This window comes from Kushneria indalinina DSM 14324 (genome assembly GCF_003385845.1).
Lineage (GTDB): Bacteria > Pseudomonadota > Gammaproteobacteria > Pseudomonadales > Halomonadaceae > Kushneria > Kushneria indalinina.
Genome location: NZ_QRDJ01000006.1, coordinates 407,233 through 423,430 on the forward strand (window position 1 = coordinate 407,233; position 16,198 = coordinate 423,430).

The following is a 16,198-nucleotide window of genomic DNA, read 5'->3' on the forward strand; positions in this document are numbered from 1 at the left end:
GCCGACAGCCAGCATCCTGATGTTATGGGCTTTCAGGGGGTGTTTGATGATTGTTGGCGGCAGTTGGGCAGGAATCACGGCCGCTATCAGCACATCGGTAAAGCTTCAATTATTCCTTTTGACATGTCGTAAGCTGTTATGCTGACAAAAGACGACAGTATTTTTTACCAGCCGAACCTTTAACCGGTCATATCAGGATTAATCGGAGATGCGCATTTCGCACAAGTATCCGCGCTACGGCCTTGTCCTCTGGATCGTGGGTCTGTTATCGGTGCTGGTCATTACACCTTTCATTGGTGCGCAAAATCTGGCGATCATGGTTCTAGGGTTGGCACTTCTGGTGGTTCTGCTGGCCTGGCATCGAAGCCGGCTGCGTAATCATCAGCTCTACCAGCAGCTTCATCATCCAGCCAACCGCTTAAGCAGCCATGAGCGGTTGCGCTATGATCGAAGCGAACAGCGCTTTCGAGCCCTGCTTGAAAGTCTGCCGCGCGTGGCGGTGCAGGGTTACGATCGTAAAAGACGCGTTATTTACTGGAATGCTGCCAGCACGCAGCTCTACGGCTATATGCCCGATGAGGTGATGGGCTGCCGGTTCGAGGAGCTGATTATTCCCGCGGGCATGCGCGAATCGGTGGTGCGTGCCCATCAGAGCTGGATTAATGAGGGGGTGGAAATCCCCGCCAGTGAAATGGAGCTGGTGCACAAGTCAGGGCGCAACGTGGCGGTGTTTTCTCACCATGTCATGCTTGGACAGCACACTGACAATCCGCTGATGTTCTGCGTCGATGTTGATCTTTCGGTACAAAAGCAGGCACATCGTGACCTGGAATTTATCCGGCGCTATGACCCTCTGACCCTGTTACCCAACCGGGCGGCCTTCGTTGCCGAACTCAATCGCGTGCTCGAAGACGAGGAACGCCAAAGGGCGCCGCTGGCGGTCTTTTTCATTGATATCGAAAATTTCTCCGCGATCAATGACACCCTGGGATATGAGCAGGGCAATCACCTGTTGACCCAGGTGGCCGAGCGGCTTTCGCAGCATTGCTATACCTCTGATCTGCTGGCACGTTTTGGTAACGACGAGTTCGTTATGGCCTGTACGCACCTTGATTCCAGACGCCATGCGCTTCAGTTGATCGACCGTGTCGACAGCATGTTTGAACTGCCTTTCATGCTGGATGGCGAGCCTCACCGCGTCACGGTCAGCCAGGGCATCAGTCTCTTCCCTGATAACGGCGAGGATGCCCAGTCGCTGATTTATGCCGCCAACGTGGCACGTAATCGGGCCAGAACACCCGGTGAAAACCGGTTTCAGATATTCAGTCATGAGTTTCATCGTGATCTTATCTACCAGCATGAGTTGCTCAAGCGCCTGGAAAACGCCATCGATCACCAGGAGCTGGCACTGCACTTTCAGCCTCAGATCTCGCGTAGCGGGCGTATCGAAAGCATGGAGGCATTACTGCGCTGGTTTCCCACCGGTGGCGGCATGGTCTCGCCGGCGGAGTTTATTCCCCTGGCCGAGCGTTTTGGGCTGATGGAGCAGTTGGGGAACTGGTCCATTGAGGCACTATGCTCTCAGCAGGCTCGATGGAAATCACAGGGGCTTCATGGCTACCGTGTGGATATCAATCTCTCCGGCGAGCATCTGCGCTCCACCGCGATGCTGGAGAAGCTGGAAAAAACCATGCAGCGCTACCAGCTGTCCATGCGTGATGTGGGTATCGAGATTACCGAAAACGTATTGGTGCAGGCCGATGAAACGGTGAAAGCCCATCTGCAGGCGCTTTATCACCGCGGCATGAAAATTGCCATCGACGACTTTGGTACCGGCTATTCATCGCTTGCCTATCTAAAACAGTTTCCCGTCACCTCACTCAAGATTGATCGTACCTTTGTGATGGATGCCCCCGAGAATCTACAGGATCGTGCCATTCTGGCCGGTATCGTCTTTATTGGTCATCGACTCGGTCTTGAGGTTATTGCCGAAGGTGTGGAGACCAGTGAACAGCTCGAACTTGTTCACGAGCTCAATGTCGATCTGATCCAGGGCTTTTATTACTTCCGCTCCATGCGTGCCGAGCGTATTACGCCCCTGCTCGAAACCCAGCCCCTGTTTCAGGGCCGGCACGGGCCTACCCTGAAAAAATGAGGAAGGTCGGGGTGGGGTGGTAGAAAACAGTCACGCCAAAAACTTCACGGGAATGTCATTTTGGTCATGTCTGCCAGCCCCCTGTATGGGCAGCCCAGCTGAGGGCCAATCCCGCTTGTTTCTTCTAAATGATTGATTTTTTGCTATTTACATAATCCAGGTTAGCGGCATTCCAGGCCGATTCGTCCAACAATAGCGTCTATCTTTGGACGGTAATGCATCAATTATTACTATAATACTGAGTGGCTTTATCAACGCTATTCAGGGGTGCATGCCATGTTGGACAGGGATCGCTGCCTGGTGCGTAACTTCAAATACTACTGTGCGCTTGACGAGACAGAAGCCGAACTTCTGGCAGCGCTGGAAAAGACGCCTCAGAACGTGTCGAATGCCCAGATGCTATGGGAAGAGAACCATCCCGCTGACACCCTGTGTGTTCTCAGCGAGGGCTGGGCTTATTCATATCGATCGATGGACGATGGTACCCGACAGATCCTGAATATCTTTTTGCCGGGGGATCTGGTCGGGCTGGGCGACTTGTCGCCTCGACGTCATCTCACGTCGGTGGCCATGCTGACAGAAGGGGTTATCTGTCGTTTTCCACTCACGAATCTGACGGACATTTTTACGACATCACCAAAATTGACCACGGTACTGTTTTCGCTGGCGGGGCAACAGCAGGCCATCATGGCAGAAAGACTGGTCAATATGGGCCGGCGCACCGCGCGTGAAAAGGTAGCCCATTTTATCTGTGAAATGCATCTGCGCTTAAGCAAGACCTGCCCAAACATTACGCATCGGTTCAACCTGCCACTTTCACAGCAGGTGCTGGCAGATGTTCTGGGACTTTCTGCCGTACATGTCAGTCGTACCTTTTCCGAACTACGTGAGGAAGGGCTTTTATATCGTGAGCGCAATCGAATCAACATTCCGGATCTGAAAGCCTTTTATGAAGTGGCCAATTTTTCGGATGCCTATCTCAGTGATAGTGTCGATGAGCTGCTGAAAATGTCTGAAAAGGGTAATAATGGTGTGGGCCTGCGTTGAGGCATTTACCTGAATACGGTTGAAGCCATCGCCGTTTTGAAGACCTGATGCATTTTCGGGACGGCCGGGGCCAGGGCAGTCTGCTACAGCCGCTCTTGCACTATCTGATCCAGCGTTACCATGTTCACGTCGCTGACAGGCCGCAGCGCACTCCGCTTATTCGGCGTCTCTCATGTCAGTCGGTTTCTCCCATTGGTTGCTGTTTCCTCTTTTTGTGGCTCACTATACTGCGGCAACAGGTTGGTATTCGACTCGAGCCGGTCTGCGACGTTCGGTGCCGGCAGGTATATCAGGCTGTTTTGGGCCAGGATTTAACGTATTTGTTGCGCCAGTGATAAACCCATAGTGGAGACAACCATGACGCAGTCCATCGAACAGTTGAGCGCCACCCGAAGCCATGGAGGATGGGTCAAGCGCTTCAGCCATCGCTCGCAGGTGCTTGATTGCGACATGACCTTTGGCATCTTTTTACCTCCGCAGGCAGAACAAGGCCCCGTACCGGTACTCTGGTGGCTGTCCGGACTGACCTGTAACGATGAAAACTTCATGCAAAAGGCCGGTGCCCAGAAAATGGCCGCCAGGCTGGGCATGGCCATCGTGTGTCCGGACACCAGTCCGCGAGGCACCGACCTGCCGGGCGAGCATGAAAGCTACGATTTTGGTTCGGGCGCCGGCTTTTATCTTAATGCTGGACAGGAGCCCTGGCGCCGGCACTATCACATGTATGACTATGTGACGAGCGAGCTGGCGTCACTGGTACGCGAACATTTCCCCATCAGCGAGCGCGAAGCCATCAGCGGCCATTCCATGGGCGGTCACGGCGCGTTGATCTGTGCGCTGAAACAGCCCGGCCGCTATGCCAGTGTCTCGGCCTTTTCACCTGTAGTGAATCCGGTGGACTGCCCCTGGGGCGAAAAGGCCTTCAGCCATTATCTGGGCGATGATCGCGCCGAGTGGTCGGATTGGGATGCCTGTGAGCTCGTGCTTGCCGGGGCTTCCAAACAGCCCATGCTTGTCGATCAGGGGGAGAACGATCAGTTTCTGACCGAACAGCTCAAGCCCGATCATCTGGAAAAAGCGTGTCACATTCAGGGCGTCTCGCTGAAGCTGCGTCGTCATGAAGGTTATGACCACAGCTATTTCTTCGTGGCAAGCTTCATTGATGACCATCTTGAGTATCATGCGCATCATCTTTTTGCAGATCAGGCATAACCGTTCACCGTGGTGACGGTCTGGTGTTTTCCGGGGCCCCTCTGCGAGCCCCGGTTGCGTATGGGTGATGAGCATATTGCAGGGGCATCCATGGGCCACTGCGTGTAACCTGTCGCCTTCAATAATCACCGGACGGCGCTGACTGACCCGGCAGGCGAGCGCGACGGCAAGGAAGAGGGGACGAAGCATTGATCGGACAGTTGCTGCGATGGTGTGTCAGAATTTTTTTGGGGGCCATCGTGCTTTCGATACTGCTGGTCATCCTGTTTCGTTTCGTGCCGCTGCCCGGTTCAATGGTCATGCTGGAGCGCAAGGTCGTCGCCATCATGGATCGTGAGCCCATGGCGCTTCAGTATCACTGGACGCCATGGCGCTCGCTGTCTGACCAGGCAAAACTGGCCGTCATTGCCGCCGAGGATCAGAAATTTCCCTATCACTACGGGTTTGATCTTGATCAGGTATATGCTGCCATCCAGGCCTGGAAGCAGGGCAAAAGCCTGCGCGGGGCCAGCACCATCAGCCAGCAGACGGCCAAGAATGTCTTTTTATGGTCGGATCGCAGCTGGCTTCGCAAGGGTCTTGAAGTCTGGTTTACGCTTTTGATCGAACTGATATGGCCCAAGGAGCGCATTCTGGAGGTCTATCTCAACGTTGTGGAGTGGGATCGAGGGGTGTTTGGACTGGAAGCGGCCGCCCAGCACTATTACGGCATCGGCGCCAGCCAGGTCACGGCAGACCAGGCCGCCCTGCTGGCCGCCATTTTGCCCAATCCTCGCGGCTGGAGCCCGACCGCGCCCAGCGCCCGCGTGGCACAGCGCAGTGCCTGGGTGAGACAGCAAATGAGACAGCTGGGCGGCACACGCTTTTTACAGCGTCTATAGTGGGTTGGGCCGCGGATGTGACGGGGCAGGCAATAAAGCCTTTAAAATTAATTACATGCAGTAACAAAGTCAGTTGAACTTAATTTGTCTTGCGGCGTCATAATGACAGTACGCATGCATTGAAAAGCAAAGGTAAGTCAGGAGGATGTTCATGAAACGTTTTGCCGCAGTTGTTTCCGCATCGCTGGTCGCGACCGGCCTCGCTGCCACGCCAGCACTTGCCGCTCAAGAGCAGCCGGCTCAGGGTGCCCAGGGCCAGCAGCAGTCACAGAATTTCAGCGATGACCAGCTGCAGAACTTTGCCTCTGCTTCTCAGGAAATTGCAGGCATCTCTCAGGATTACACCCAGCAGCTGCAGGGTGCTGACGATGCCGATGCTCAGCAGAGCATCCGCGAAGAGGCCAATCAGAAAATGGTTCAGGCTGTCCAAGACAACGATCTGGAAGTCGAGCAGTTCAACCAGATTGGTCAGGCCGTCCAGAACGATCCTCAGATGATGCAAAAGGTTCAGCAGATGGCGCAGCAACAGCAGTAAGCCTCTCGCCGAACCATGAAGGCCGCTTCCCCGGAAGCGGCTTTTTTTATGCCTGACAATGCGTTTTTACATTCATGGTTAGAGCAAACTTTAATTATCTACTAAAGTCTCACCCCTGGTAACTTAAGACCAGCAAAAGGCTGGTGACATTCAGGGATGAAGACGGACGTATATGACGGATCAAAAGGCCTCCAGCGGTATAGGCTACATACTTTCCATCTGCCTTGTGGCAGCACTGGGTGGCATCCTTTTCGGCTATGACACGGCCGTGATTTCAGGTGCCATCGATTCCATTACTACCTATTTTGATCTATCGCCCACCATGAAGGGCTGGGCAGTATCGAGCGTTGTCATCGGCAGCATTGTTGGTGCGCTGGGGGCCGGGTATCTGGCCAACATCCTGGGGCGTCGCATGACCATGATGACGGCGGCGGTACTGTTTCTGATTTCGGCGCTTGGGTCGGCACTGGCGCCGACCTTCTGGTTTTACATCATCCTGCGATTGGTTGGCGGTGTGGCCGTGGGTATCGCCAGTGTGGTGTCGCCCATGTACATGGGCGAGCTGGCACCGCAACACTGGCGTGGCCGTACGCTGAGCATGTTTCAGCAATCGCTTGTGGTCGGACAGACGATCGTTTTTTTCGTGAACTACTTTATCGCTCGCGATGTGGCCCAGTCCTGGCTTGATAACTACGGCTGGCGCTGGATGCTGGGTTCCGAGGCCATTCCGGCCATCCTTTTTGGGGCGCTGCTTTTCCTGGTTCCCGAGTCGCCGCGCTGGTGCATCATGCACGGTCAGCCAGACCGTGCTCGAAAGATCCTGGCAAAGTTCACGGCCAAAAAGGATATCGACCCGATGGTCGAGGAAGTGCGCAACTCCCTCGATGAGGGCAAATCCTCCGGTCGTCGCGCCATGAATCGCCAGCTTCGCCAGGAAAAGCGCAGCTCGCGCAGTGCACTCAGAAAGCCGGTCATGATGGGCATTGCGCTGGTCGGCATATTTCTATCCGCCGCGCAGCAGCTCTCCGGCATCAATGTGGTGATGTATTACGCTCCGACCGTGCTCTCGGGGGTGACCGACAGCACTGGCAGCGCGCTGTTGCAAACGGGCTATATCGGATTGATCTTCATAGTGGGCAATCTGGCGGGCATGTATCTGATCGACCGCGTCGGACGCGTCCAGCTTCTGACCATCGGTTCACTGGCCTGTATTGTAAGCATGGCCGTGTTGGGGACCGTGTTCTGGTTCGACGTACAGGGTTACACTGCCATGATCGCCATCATGGTGTACGTCACGGGCTATGCCATCTCCTGGGGGTGCTGCAGCTGGGCGCTGCTGTCGGAAATCTTCCCCAACGCCATTCGTGAATCCGGCATGGCGCTTGCCATGGGGGCTCAGTGGACCGCCGGCTTTATCGTCGCGCAGACCTTCCCGATGATGCGCGGCAGCGAGTGGCTCAACGACGTGTTCAACGGTGCCTTCCCGTTCTGGCTCTTTGGCGTCATTACGCTTGGCAGCCTGTTCATCGTCTGGCGCTTTGTACCGGAGACGAAGGGCGTGCCGCTGGAGTCCATGGAAACCCTCATGGGCGAAAAATTCCGTCAGGGACGGGTCAGGAACTTTTCGCAGTATCGCGAAGAGCAGGCACAAACGACCTGATCGACAACAATGAGAAAAACAAAAAAGGCCCCACCGGAGTGGGGCCTTTTTCGTGTTGAAAAGGCGTTGTTCAGGGCGCTAGATGACCCACATCAGCATCAGTGGCAAATAGATAAAGGAGGTTAGCGTCGAACACATGACCAGACTGGCCACGAACTCGGGGGAGCGACCGGCCTTTTGGGCAAAGAGATAGTTATAGACAGCAATCGGCATGCACATCATGACCATCAAAATGCCGCGCGTTTCTTCATTGAGTCCCAGCAAAAGCCCCACGCCCTGAGCGATCAGCCCGGCAACGACCACCCGGCCGAGGGCGAAGGCCAGACCGGCCGACAGGTTACGAGCGCGGATGCTGGCCAGCGCCACCCCGAGCGTGATCAGCATGATGGGAATGGTCATGCCTGCCAGAAGCTCGATGCTGTTGGCCATCCATGCCGGCAGCGTGATCTGCCAGGCCATCAGCACGATGGCAATGATGCTGGCATGGATGGTGGGGTTGGTCAGCATGCTTTTGACCGGGCGCGAGCTGCTGGTAATGCTGCCCACCACGAACTGGGCGATGGAAACAATGACAAACACGGCAATGGCCAGCGAGAACCCCTGACCTTCGCCAAAGGCATACATTGCCAGCGGCAGTCCCATATTACCGGTATTGGGAAACAGCACCGGCGGCAGAATAACCTTCCAGTGAATGCGAGAGACACGTGAGACGATAACCCCGACCAGCAGCAGGATAAGCAGACACAGCAGCGTGGCGCCGGCCATGCGCGAAAACGCTGAGAGCTCGACATGGGTGTCCGACAGGGCGTTGATGATCAGGCACGGGGTGCCCACGTTGAAAACCAGCTTGGTGACAAAGCCTGTCGGGTAGGGCTGGCGAAAACGCACCCAGAAATAGCCGACACCGGCACCGATCATGATGGGCATCATGACCGCCAGAAGTTGAGCAAACATGAGAAACCTTGAGGGCAGGGAGGTCGTTAGACGATAGTCTATATATTCTCCCGGGATTCTACCGTTGCTTGCAAGTCATCCCGAGTATGAAAAGGTCTAGTGTCGGGGTTTTGCGGGCAACGCAATGGTTCGGCCCCGGCGGGTGGCGAGTCGACTGTCCTGGCCGAGTTGCTGGGCGCCGTGGCGGGCGTGACTGATCAGTCCGGTAATCAGAACACGCTCGGGCATGTGACGCCAGAAGCGAGACGGCATGCTGCGTACCATCGTTTTTTCATTGAGTCGGGCGGGGTTGAAGGTGCTGGCATAGTAGGCAAGCCAGAGATCTTCGGCATCCTCTGCCATCTCTGTCAGCGGCTGGTAATTCTGCAGGGTAAAGGCGCCGGATTCGGGGCGCTCGATATGCCACTGCCGGCCATCGCAGACGATGGCGCCCTCGGGCGTCATGATCAGCCAGCTGTGCTGCCCCATCCGATCGATGAAGTGCCGGGCGGCGGCCTCCAGCACATCGTGGCGGGGCTCAAACCAGGCAATGAACTCGGGGGCGTGCTGCTCTCCGGCCCTGGCAGGCTGTGGGTGAAAGCGCAGAAAGGCGTGAATGTGATGCACTTCATGATTGACCGCCTTGACGCGCTGCTCGATCACGGCGCCGTCGCGGTCACCGGCCAGCAGTGCCTCGCCTTCTCCCAGCGCCAGTCGCCAGACCACTCGATAAAGCAGTGCCCAGCGACACTCCTGATGATGCGACGGCCAATAATGGGACGCACACTCAAGCCGGCGCAGCTCCTGTTTCGACAGCTTCAACGCCAGCGGGGTCTCGCTCGGCGGCGGTAGATCAGTCTCGCTACTGGCAAACAGATCACCTGCCGATGCCTCGCTTTGCCAGAGCACTTCTCCGGGAGAAACGCGTGCCGAGAGCAATCGGCGCGCATGGTCGCGCCAGCAGGCAAAATCCGCTTGTGTCATGTGGAGGGTGTACATCGACATTATGGCTCCCTTGAGGCTAGAGCAGCGCCATCTGCGCCGGGGCAGACGTCTGCATCTGAGCCAGCAGCGCCTGGCGTTCGAGACCGGCCTGACGCGGGCGGTAATCCTGCGTGGTGATAAAGGGCGCCAGCTTTTTCATGGAGCAGCCCAGCCGGGTCAGGTCGGCATAGCGAATGCGGCGTTCACGACGCAGGGTCTCGATGCGCCGTGCACTGGTGATCCCGATACCCGGTACCCTGGCGATCATGTACATGTCGGCGCGATCCAGATCGATGGGAAAGAGCTCACGGTGGTTGAGCGCCCAGGCAAGCTTGGGGTCAATGTCCAGCGACAGGTTGCCGGGGCCGGTCAAAAGCTCGTCGGCGTGAAAGCCATAGCCCCGGATCAGAAAGTCGGCCTGATAAAGGCGATGCTCACGCAGCAGCGGCGGGGCGATCAGCGGTACCGATGACGGGCTTTCGGGAATGGGCGAGAAGGCCGAGTAGTAGACCCGCTTGAGACGATAATCGCTGTACAGCGACTGGACGTTGCCCAGGATGGTGTGATCGTCGGTGTCATCAGCTCCCACGATCATCTGGGTGCTTTGTCCGCCGGGCGAGAAGCGCGGCGCTTTAGGTTCGGCGGTCGCCTCGTCCAGGCCGTCACGAATGGTCGACATGGCGTGGCGAATGGTGGTGTCGCTCTTTTCGGGCGCCAGCCGGTTCAGGCTCTGACTTGTGGGCAGCTCGACGTTGACGCTGAGTCGGTCGGCATGCAGTCCGGCCTGACGGATCAGATCCGGCGACGCGTCGGGAATGGTCTTGAGATGGATATAGCCACGAAAATGATGCTCGACGCGCAGCGTCCGGGCCACCCGGACCAGCGCCTCCATGGTGTAGTCGTTGGAGCGGATGATGCCAGAGCTTAAAAAAAGTCCGCTGATCAGATTGCGACGATAGAAATCGAGCGTCAGCCGCACGATTTCATCCACGCTGAAACGCGCTCTGGGCACGTTGCTTGAGCGTCGGTTGATGCAATACTGACAGTCATACAGACAGAAGTTGGTCATCAGTATCTTGAGCAGCGCCACGCAGCGGCCATCCGGCGTAAAGCTGTGGCAGATACCGTTGCCGTTGGTCGCCCCCAGTCCTTTCTGGCCCTTTGACGAGCGTTTGGGCGCGCCGCTGCTGGCGCACGAGGCATCATATTTGGCGGCGTCAGCCAGAACGATCAGCTTGTCGGTGAGCTGCATGGGCGCTCCTCTATACTGTATTTGTATACAGTAATCGTGATGCGCAACCACAACAACTGAATTGCATTCATCCTTTAGACCGCTTTGCTGAGAAGCGTTTTTTGGGGTCAGTAAAGGGACGGCATGGCTGTGGTGATCACGGCGGTCAGCGCATGATCATTCATGTCGGCAAGATCACCGATCAGGCGTGCTCCCGGCTGCCATGCGTCGCTGAGCACACGATCCAGTACCAGAATGCACTGGCTCGATGTTGCTGTGGGGTCGATCTCTTCGATAAAGGCGTCGTGGAAATAAAAACGTGTCCCGGTCAGGGGGTAGAGCGCCTTGAAAAGGCTCTCCTTGAGCGAGAAGGTCAACGTGATTACGCGTGCGCGCTGCTTCGGTGTGAAGGCCTGAATGGCCTGATGCTCGCGCCGTGTCAGAATCGAGGCGGCGAGATAGTCAGCGCGCTCGGGGGTCAGCCAGCGCTCGGCATCCACCCCCAGCCCCTGATGGTCCGGCGCGGTACTGACCAGCGCAGCGGCAAGATCGTGAGCATGGGTAATGGAGCCCCGAGCCGGTGTCGGCCAGTCGACCTGGCGGTCGGCAAGGCTTGGGAGGGCATCAACATGAATATCAAGTGCGGCCAGGGCGTGCCTGGCGCAAACCCTGCCGGCCAGATATTCGGCACGTCGCTTGGTGATCGCGCGGGTGAGGTTTTCCGGCAGCGCCATGCCATGGGTGGCGAAGGCGCTGTCATCAAAGCGCTGAACATCGAAGGCAGTCATGCTTAATCGCGCCCCGCGGGCCGGGGAGCTAAAGGGCCAGTAGAAATGCGGGGGCGCGATGGCATCAGACATGAGAAACCGACGTTACAGTGACAGCAGGCCGACGATGATACCGCCGAAAATCAGCCATTTGATCACGTAGTACAGCGTCTTGTTCTTCTTTTTAAGACGCTTGCCGGCTTCACGGACCTTGTAGATGTACTTGAAGGCACGGTTGAGCCCGCCGGTGTGATCGTTTTCATCGTTGGGCGAGGCGGCGGCGGCCATGACGTTGCGGCTGAACCAGCGATTGACCGCCGCGGCCCAGCGATACTTCATGGGACGCTCGATGTCACAGAAAAGGATCAGACGGTTCTGCTCGGTATCGTTCTGGGCATAGTGGATGTAGGTCTCATCAAAGAGCACTGCCTCACCGTCACGCCAGCTGTAGTCAATGCCATCAACATTAATGCGGCAGCGATCGTCATTGGGCGTGCGCAGCCCCAGGTGATAGCGGATTGAGCCTGCATAGGGGTCGCGATGCTTCATCAGCTTGCTGCCGGCAGGCAGCTCGGCAAACATCGCGGCCTTGACGCCGGGGATGCCGGCCAGAATCTCGGTCGTGCGCGGGCAGAGCTGACGGGCTGATTCGTGGCTATCGCCATACCACTTGAGATAAAAGCGCTTCCAGCCGCGGCGGAAAAACGAATTAAACCCGGCGTCGTCCTTTTTGGCCGACCCCTTGATGTGATTTTCAAGCGTCAGGGCTTCGTCGCGAATCTCTTCCCAGTGCGCGGTCAGGGTCGCGACGCCCGGAAAATCCTCGGCACGGTGATAGGGGCGATCCGGAACCTTTGAAAACAGATACATGAACCCGTTGATGGGCGCCATGAAGCTGGAGTGATCCGACAGCTGGCGGAAGGGCTTGTGACGAACACGGCCACGAAAATGCACATAAAGAATGCTGGCCACGATCAGGGCCACAATTGTCCATTTGATCATAGCGATCTCTTTTTCGGGATGATCGCCGGTAGGTTCGGCGATGGTATTGGCTTGTCAACTGGCGGCGCAGTCTCGCATGTCCGCGAAAGGGTGTCATTATGGAAGTCTGACGGCCTCATCGAACAGGGCGATCATGCCTCTGGTGGATTCATCTGTCGATATGATTTGCACACTAACGACTTGAAAGCAGCGTCGCAGGGCCTAATGTCAGTATGTGGATATCAAACGTTCACGGTCGGTGGCCGTGAAGCCGTTACCAGGTGCCTTCGGGCGCCAACTGACAGGAGGTCACATGATTCCCGATATTGGTCTGGGCACTTATCGACTCAAGGGGCAAGAGGTCATCGACTCGGTGACCACGGCGCTCAAGCTGGGGTATCGCCATATCGATACCGCACAGGTGTACGGCAACGAAGCCGAAGTCGGGCAGGCCATCGCCGATAGCAATGTCCCGCGTGAAGAGATCTTTCTGACCACCAAAATCTGGACGGACCGCTTCCACCATGACGACCTGATCAAGAGTCTTGAAGAGAGTCTGGAAAGGCTCGGTACCGATTACGTGGACCTGGTGCTGCTGCACTGGCCCTCTCCGGATAATGAAGTGCCGATCGCCGAGTCCATCAGTGCACTGGCTGAGGCAAAATCGCGCGGTCTTACCCGTGATATCGGTGTCTCCAACTTCACCATGTCCCAGATTGACGAGGCGCTCGGTGTTGAAGGTGGTGACCAGCTTGTGACCAATCAGATCGAGGTGCATCCCTTCCTGGCCAACAAGGCGCTGGTTAATCATTGCAAGGAAAAGGGCCTCAGGGTTACCGGCTATATGCCGCTGGCGGTGGGCAAGGTGATGGAGGATGACACACTCCAGCAGATCGCCGACAGCCACGATGTGACACCTGCCCAGATAGCGCTGGCCTGGGTGGCGGCGCGCGATATCGTGGTGATTCCTTCCTCGACGAAGCGTGCCCACCAGCAGTCCAATCTGGATGCCATGACGCTGTCACTGAGCAACGATGAGATCGAGCGCATCAACGCGCTTGATCGCGGCGAGCGCATCGCCAACCCATCCTTTGCGCCGGCATGGGATGAGTAATTCTCTCCGCTGGCCTGGCATCAGGACAGTAAAGCACCTGGTGACACGAGAAGGGGGGCGCCCGGTGGGCGCCCCCTTTTGTCGTTAATGGAACAGAAGCGGCAGTGGCCTCAGGAGCTGAGCAGTGACGGGTTGAGTGTCAGCATCTGCATCGAAAAGGCTGTCGGCGTTTTCGGTTTGCCGTCGGCATCGACAAAGTACAGCTCAAACCCCGTGCATTGGCGGCGTGTCTTGCTGCCGTTGACGTAACTGCCCAGATGCTTGAGGCCATCAAAGCGGATGCCTCGATCTTCCACGGTGATCTGAATCAACGGGTTATCCAGCAGATACTCGGTCACCAGCTTGATCGTTCCTTCACTTGTGACCTGATTGGTCGTGAAGCACCCCAGACCTCGACTGAGCTTGTCCTGTCGCCACAGGAAATGCTGCGGTATGCCGGTGGTCAGCTTGACCTTTTCGCCCTTGATCATCATCTCGCTGACACCCGTCAGGCCCACTGTGGGGACACCGGCGGCGTTGCGGGTCAGGCTGTAGTGCTCATAGAGGTCGTCCCCCTTGGCGATGGAAATGGCACCAGAGAATGCGCCTTTTTCATGATCCTCGAGCGCCAGCGGCCCGCCCTTGGTTCGAAGGGTAATCCCTCGAGGAGCGGCTGCACTGTTCTTGCCGGCCTCGATGGCAAAGGTGGGCAGATAGCACCATTTGTCAGCCTGCTGAATGATGTTGTCGGGCGTAACGCGCATCGCACGACCGGCAGCGGTTCTCACCACCACGGCACCACCGTGGGTAGATACACCGCCCATGCGAGAGTCGTTGAGCAGGGAGCTGAAGACGTTACGCCAGCCCCAGGTCACCTTGTTGCCGGCGGCAAAGCAGTTCATGATCTGCTGATAGCTGCTACAGCGAATGGCCGGGTAACCATCTTCATCATCCTTTTCATCAGCGGGTGCCACCAGCGGGACCTCGGCAGCCGTTCCCGTGTTACGACGCCTCTCCCACCAGTTGCCGATAAAGTTGCAGTCGTAGATGTGCGACGCGACCAGTGCATCACCGCTCATGAACTCGAAGATATTGTCCTGAAAGGTGGAGCCATTGATCTGGCGACGGAAAACGAATGCGTTACCGCAGTTGTTGAACTCGTTGCGCAAAAAGCGCGCTGTGGTTGAATAACTGTTCTTGCTGTCATGACAGTAGAGACCGGAGCCTACCTGAATGAAAACACAATCCTTGAGCGTAAAATTGACAAGGATTTCATCGACATGAATGGCTCGCCCAATGTTGCTGAAGTGAATGTTACTAAAGACACTGTTGTAACCATTGGCTTCAAAGACAGTCTTGTTGTCGCTTTCTCCCTGACCCGAAATGTACATGTTTTCGACAACAGCGCCCTGATTGCGAAAAAGGGGGCCATTGATCTTGCTGCCTGGCCTGATATAGGCACCACCATGCTGGTTCTCACGGAAGCGGCCAGCACCGCACATGTTCTTGCGGTTCAGATCTACCGTTTTGGCAATGACGTATGAACCGGGTGGAACCATGACGGTAGCCACTTCATTTGATGCAGCAGCATCAATGAACGCTTGAGCGCTATCAGTCTTGCCGGTTGCATCGGCGCCAAAATCCAGAACGGTTTTTACGGTAGCTGTGGTCATGAGTATTCTCCAAAGATAACCATGTTGGTGTCGTGGCGTTACCCTTTTTGGATAACGTGTAATCATGGTTAATCATTTGGTTAATACGGTCAAGCCTAAATTGCTTATTTTGGTTAATTTTAAAGGGTTGGTCCGAATAATCCTTTTTAACCAATAATTTATTAACGGATTGGCAGGAGGCTAACGACGCAGCATCATCTGCGCCATGACGACACCGATGATTCGACAGTGTGGCCCCAGCGTCATGTATTGCTGTGCCCAGCCACGGTTCAACGCCTTGAGCATGGGTGGTTGCCCCGGCTCCTCGATATAGCGCTTGAAGGTGGCCTCGGCGCTGCCGTGCTCCTCACACTGCACGATTACGTCATCCCCCGACATTGCCTGTACGTCAGGATCCACAAAGATCAGTGTTCCCTGCGGATAGACTTCCATCATCGACTCCCCGCGCACGCGCAGCACAAAACAGCTCGGACCACAGTTGGGCGGACGAGGAAAAAACTCCTGTTCCCCATGATCGATGATACTGGCCGAGGTTTCTGTCCAGGCGCCCGCCTGTACCCAGCTGAGCAGAGGTGCCATCCCTTCCATGAAAGGCGCCTGTTCAATGCTGTTGTCACTGCGTGGTGGCATGGCGACCACGTTGTCTTCATGAGGCTGGGGCGTCTCGTGAACGCTGTCCAGCCAGCCATCTTCCTTGCCAAAGGCTGTCTCGATGCGACGCGCAAAGTCATCACCGATATTGCGCGTTGCCTTGTTGCTCAATACCCGGCTGGCCGCTGGTGGTTCAACGCCAACGCACTCGGCAAATGCCTTGTTGCTTCCGGCTTGATCGCGCAGCGCGCGCGCGTTGTCACGTCGTATCTCACTCACTCTCTGCATAATCATTCCTTCTGGAAGTATTAAAACTTTTCCAAAATTGCCCTTGATGGTTAACTTGGGCGTGTGCATACTCGGGTTTGTTAACCAAATGTGTGCATATTGTGCATCCGGTGACCGGATATTGCCATGTGAAAGTAAGCGAGTCCCGGCTTGTCAGTGGTGCTTCA

15 protein-coding genes and 1 pseudogene are annotated in these 16,198 nt (G+C 56.4%); 8 read left to right on the forward strand and 8 right to left on the reverse strand.

Annotation, left to right across the window (positions count from 1 at the left end):
* The first annotated feature begins 208 nt into the window (after positions 1 to 208).
* The 6 genes from C8D72_RS01940 to C8D72_RS01965 all read left to right on the forward strand — a co-directional run bounded on the left by C8D72_RS01940 (position 209) and on the right by C8D72_RS01965 (position 7,490).
* On the forward strand, positions 209 to 2,155 hold the full coding sequence (locus C8D72_RS01940; protein ID WP_245955112.1) for a putative bifunctional diguanylate cyclase/phosphodiesterase: 1,947 nt from the start codon (positions 209 to 211) through the stop codon (positions 2,153 to 2,155).
* A 276-nt stretch (positions 2,156 to 2,431) separates the two neighbouring features.
* The gene (locus C8D72_RS01945; RefSeq protein WP_245955113.1) at positions 2,432 to 3,202 is read left to right on the forward strand and encodes a Crp/Fnr family transcriptional regulator; all 771 of its coding nucleotides are present in this window, start codon (positions 2,432 to 2,434) and stop codon (positions 3,200 to 3,202) included.
* Between the two features lie 357 nt (positions 3,203 to 3,559).
* Complete coding sequence (fghA, locus tag C8D72_RS01950; protein WP_115852725.1) at positions 3,560 to 4,414, forward strand: S-formylglutathione hydrolase; 855 nt, start codon at positions 3,560 to 3,562, stop codon at positions 4,412 to 4,414.
* Positions 4,415 to 4,605: 191 nt separating this feature from the next.
* On the forward strand, positions 4,606 to 5,295 hold the full coding sequence (gene mtgA / locus C8D72_RS01955) for a monofunctional biosynthetic peptidoglycan transglycosylase (protein ID WP_115853570.1): 690 nt from the start codon (positions 4,606 to 4,608) through the stop codon (positions 5,293 to 5,295).
* Between the two features lie 151 nt (positions 5,296 to 5,446).
* A complete protein-coding gene (locus tag C8D72_RS01960) occupies positions 5,447 to 5,830 on the forward strand; it encodes a DUF4168 domain-containing protein (RefSeq protein WP_115852726.1) in 384 nt (127 codons plus the stop codon).
* A gap of 172 nt (positions 5,831 to 6,002) precedes the next feature.
* Positions 6,003 to 7,490 carry a sugar porter family MFS transporter gene (locus C8D72_RS01965; protein ID WP_115852727.1) on the forward strand — a complete coding sequence of 496 codons (1,488 nt, stop codon included), beginning with the start codon at positions 6,003 to 6,005 and terminating at the stop codon, positions 7,488 to 7,490.
* Positions 7,491 to 7,568: 78 nt separating this feature from the next.
* On the opposite strand, the gene C8D72_RS01970 is transcribed toward C8D72_RS01965, so the two are convergent.
* The 5 genes from C8D72_RS01970 to lpxO form a co-directional block, all read right to left on the reverse strand.
* A complete protein-coding gene (locus tag C8D72_RS01970; RefSeq protein ID WP_115852728.1) occupies positions 7,569 to 8,444 on the reverse strand; it encodes an AEC family transporter in 876 nt (291 codons plus the stop codon).
* Positions 8,445 to 8,540: 96 nt separating this feature from the next.
* Positions 8,541 to 9,428 (reverse strand): TIGR03915 family putative DNA repair protein, encoded by an 888-nt coding sequence (locus tag C8D72_RS01975; RefSeq protein WP_115852729.1) that lies wholly within the window; start codon positions 9,426 to 9,428, stop codon positions 8,541 to 8,543.
* A 16-nt stretch (positions 9,429 to 9,444) separates the two neighbouring features.
* Complete coding sequence (locus tag C8D72_RS01980) at positions 9,445 to 10,659, reverse strand: putative DNA modification/repair radical SAM protein (RefSeq protein ID WP_115852730.1); 1,215 nt, start codon at positions 10,657 to 10,659, stop codon at positions 9,445 to 9,447.
* A 107-nt stretch (positions 10,660 to 10,766) separates the two neighbouring features.
* A complete protein-coding gene (locus tag C8D72_RS01985) occupies positions 10,767 to 11,426 on the reverse strand; it encodes a 4'-phosphopantetheinyl transferase family protein (protein ID WP_170140460.1) in 660 nt (219 codons plus the stop codon).
* An 84-nt stretch (positions 11,427 to 11,510) separates the two neighbouring features.
* Positions 11,511 to 12,407 carry a lipid A hydroxylase LpxO gene (gene lpxO, locus C8D72_RS01990; RefSeq protein ID WP_211308743.1) on the reverse strand — a complete coding sequence of 299 codons (897 nt, stop codon included), beginning with the start codon at positions 12,405 to 12,407 and terminating at the stop codon, positions 11,511 to 11,513.
* A 292-nt stretch (positions 12,408 to 12,699) separates the two neighbouring features.
* Here lpxO and dkgB point away from each other — a divergent pair, with 292 nt between their 5' ends.
* On the forward strand, positions 12,700 to 13,500 hold the full coding sequence (gene dkgB, locus C8D72_RS01995; protein WP_115852732.1) for a 2,5-didehydrogluconate reductase DkgB: 801 nt from the start codon (positions 12,700 to 12,702) through the stop codon (positions 13,498 to 13,500).
* A 110-nt stretch (positions 13,501 to 13,610) separates the two neighbouring features.
* Here the strand turns inward: dkgB and C8D72_RS02000 are convergent, their stop codons facing one another.
* Positions 13,611 to 14,648 (reverse strand): hypothetical protein, encoded by a 1,038-nt coding sequence (locus C8D72_RS02000; RefSeq protein ID WP_245955114.1) that lies wholly within the window; start codon positions 14,646 to 14,648, stop codon positions 13,611 to 13,613.
* A gap of 36 nt (positions 14,649 to 14,684) precedes the next feature.
* Here C8D72_RS02000 and C8D72_RS17625 point away from each other — a divergent pair, with 36 nt between their 5' ends.
* A complete protein-coding gene (locus C8D72_RS17625) occupies positions 14,685 to 15,023 on the forward strand; it encodes a hypothetical protein (protein ID WP_245955115.1) in 339 nt (112 codons plus the stop codon).
* A gap of 3 nt (positions 15,024 to 15,026) precedes the next feature.
* Here the strand turns inward: C8D72_RS17625 and C8D72_RS17810 are convergent.
* Together C8D72_RS17810 and C8D72_RS02005 are read right to left on the reverse strand one after the other, a co-directional pair.
* Positions 15,027 to 15,218 (reverse strand): annotated as a pseudogene (locus C8D72_RS17810) (hypothetical protein); the annotation flags it as partial.
* A gap of 114 nt (positions 15,219 to 15,332) precedes the next feature.
* Complete coding sequence (locus C8D72_RS02005) at positions 15,333 to 16,031, reverse strand: S24 family peptidase (protein ID WP_170140462.1); 699 nt, start codon at positions 16,029 to 16,031, stop codon at positions 15,333 to 15,335.
* Positions 16,032 to 16,198 lie beyond the last annotated feature (167 nt).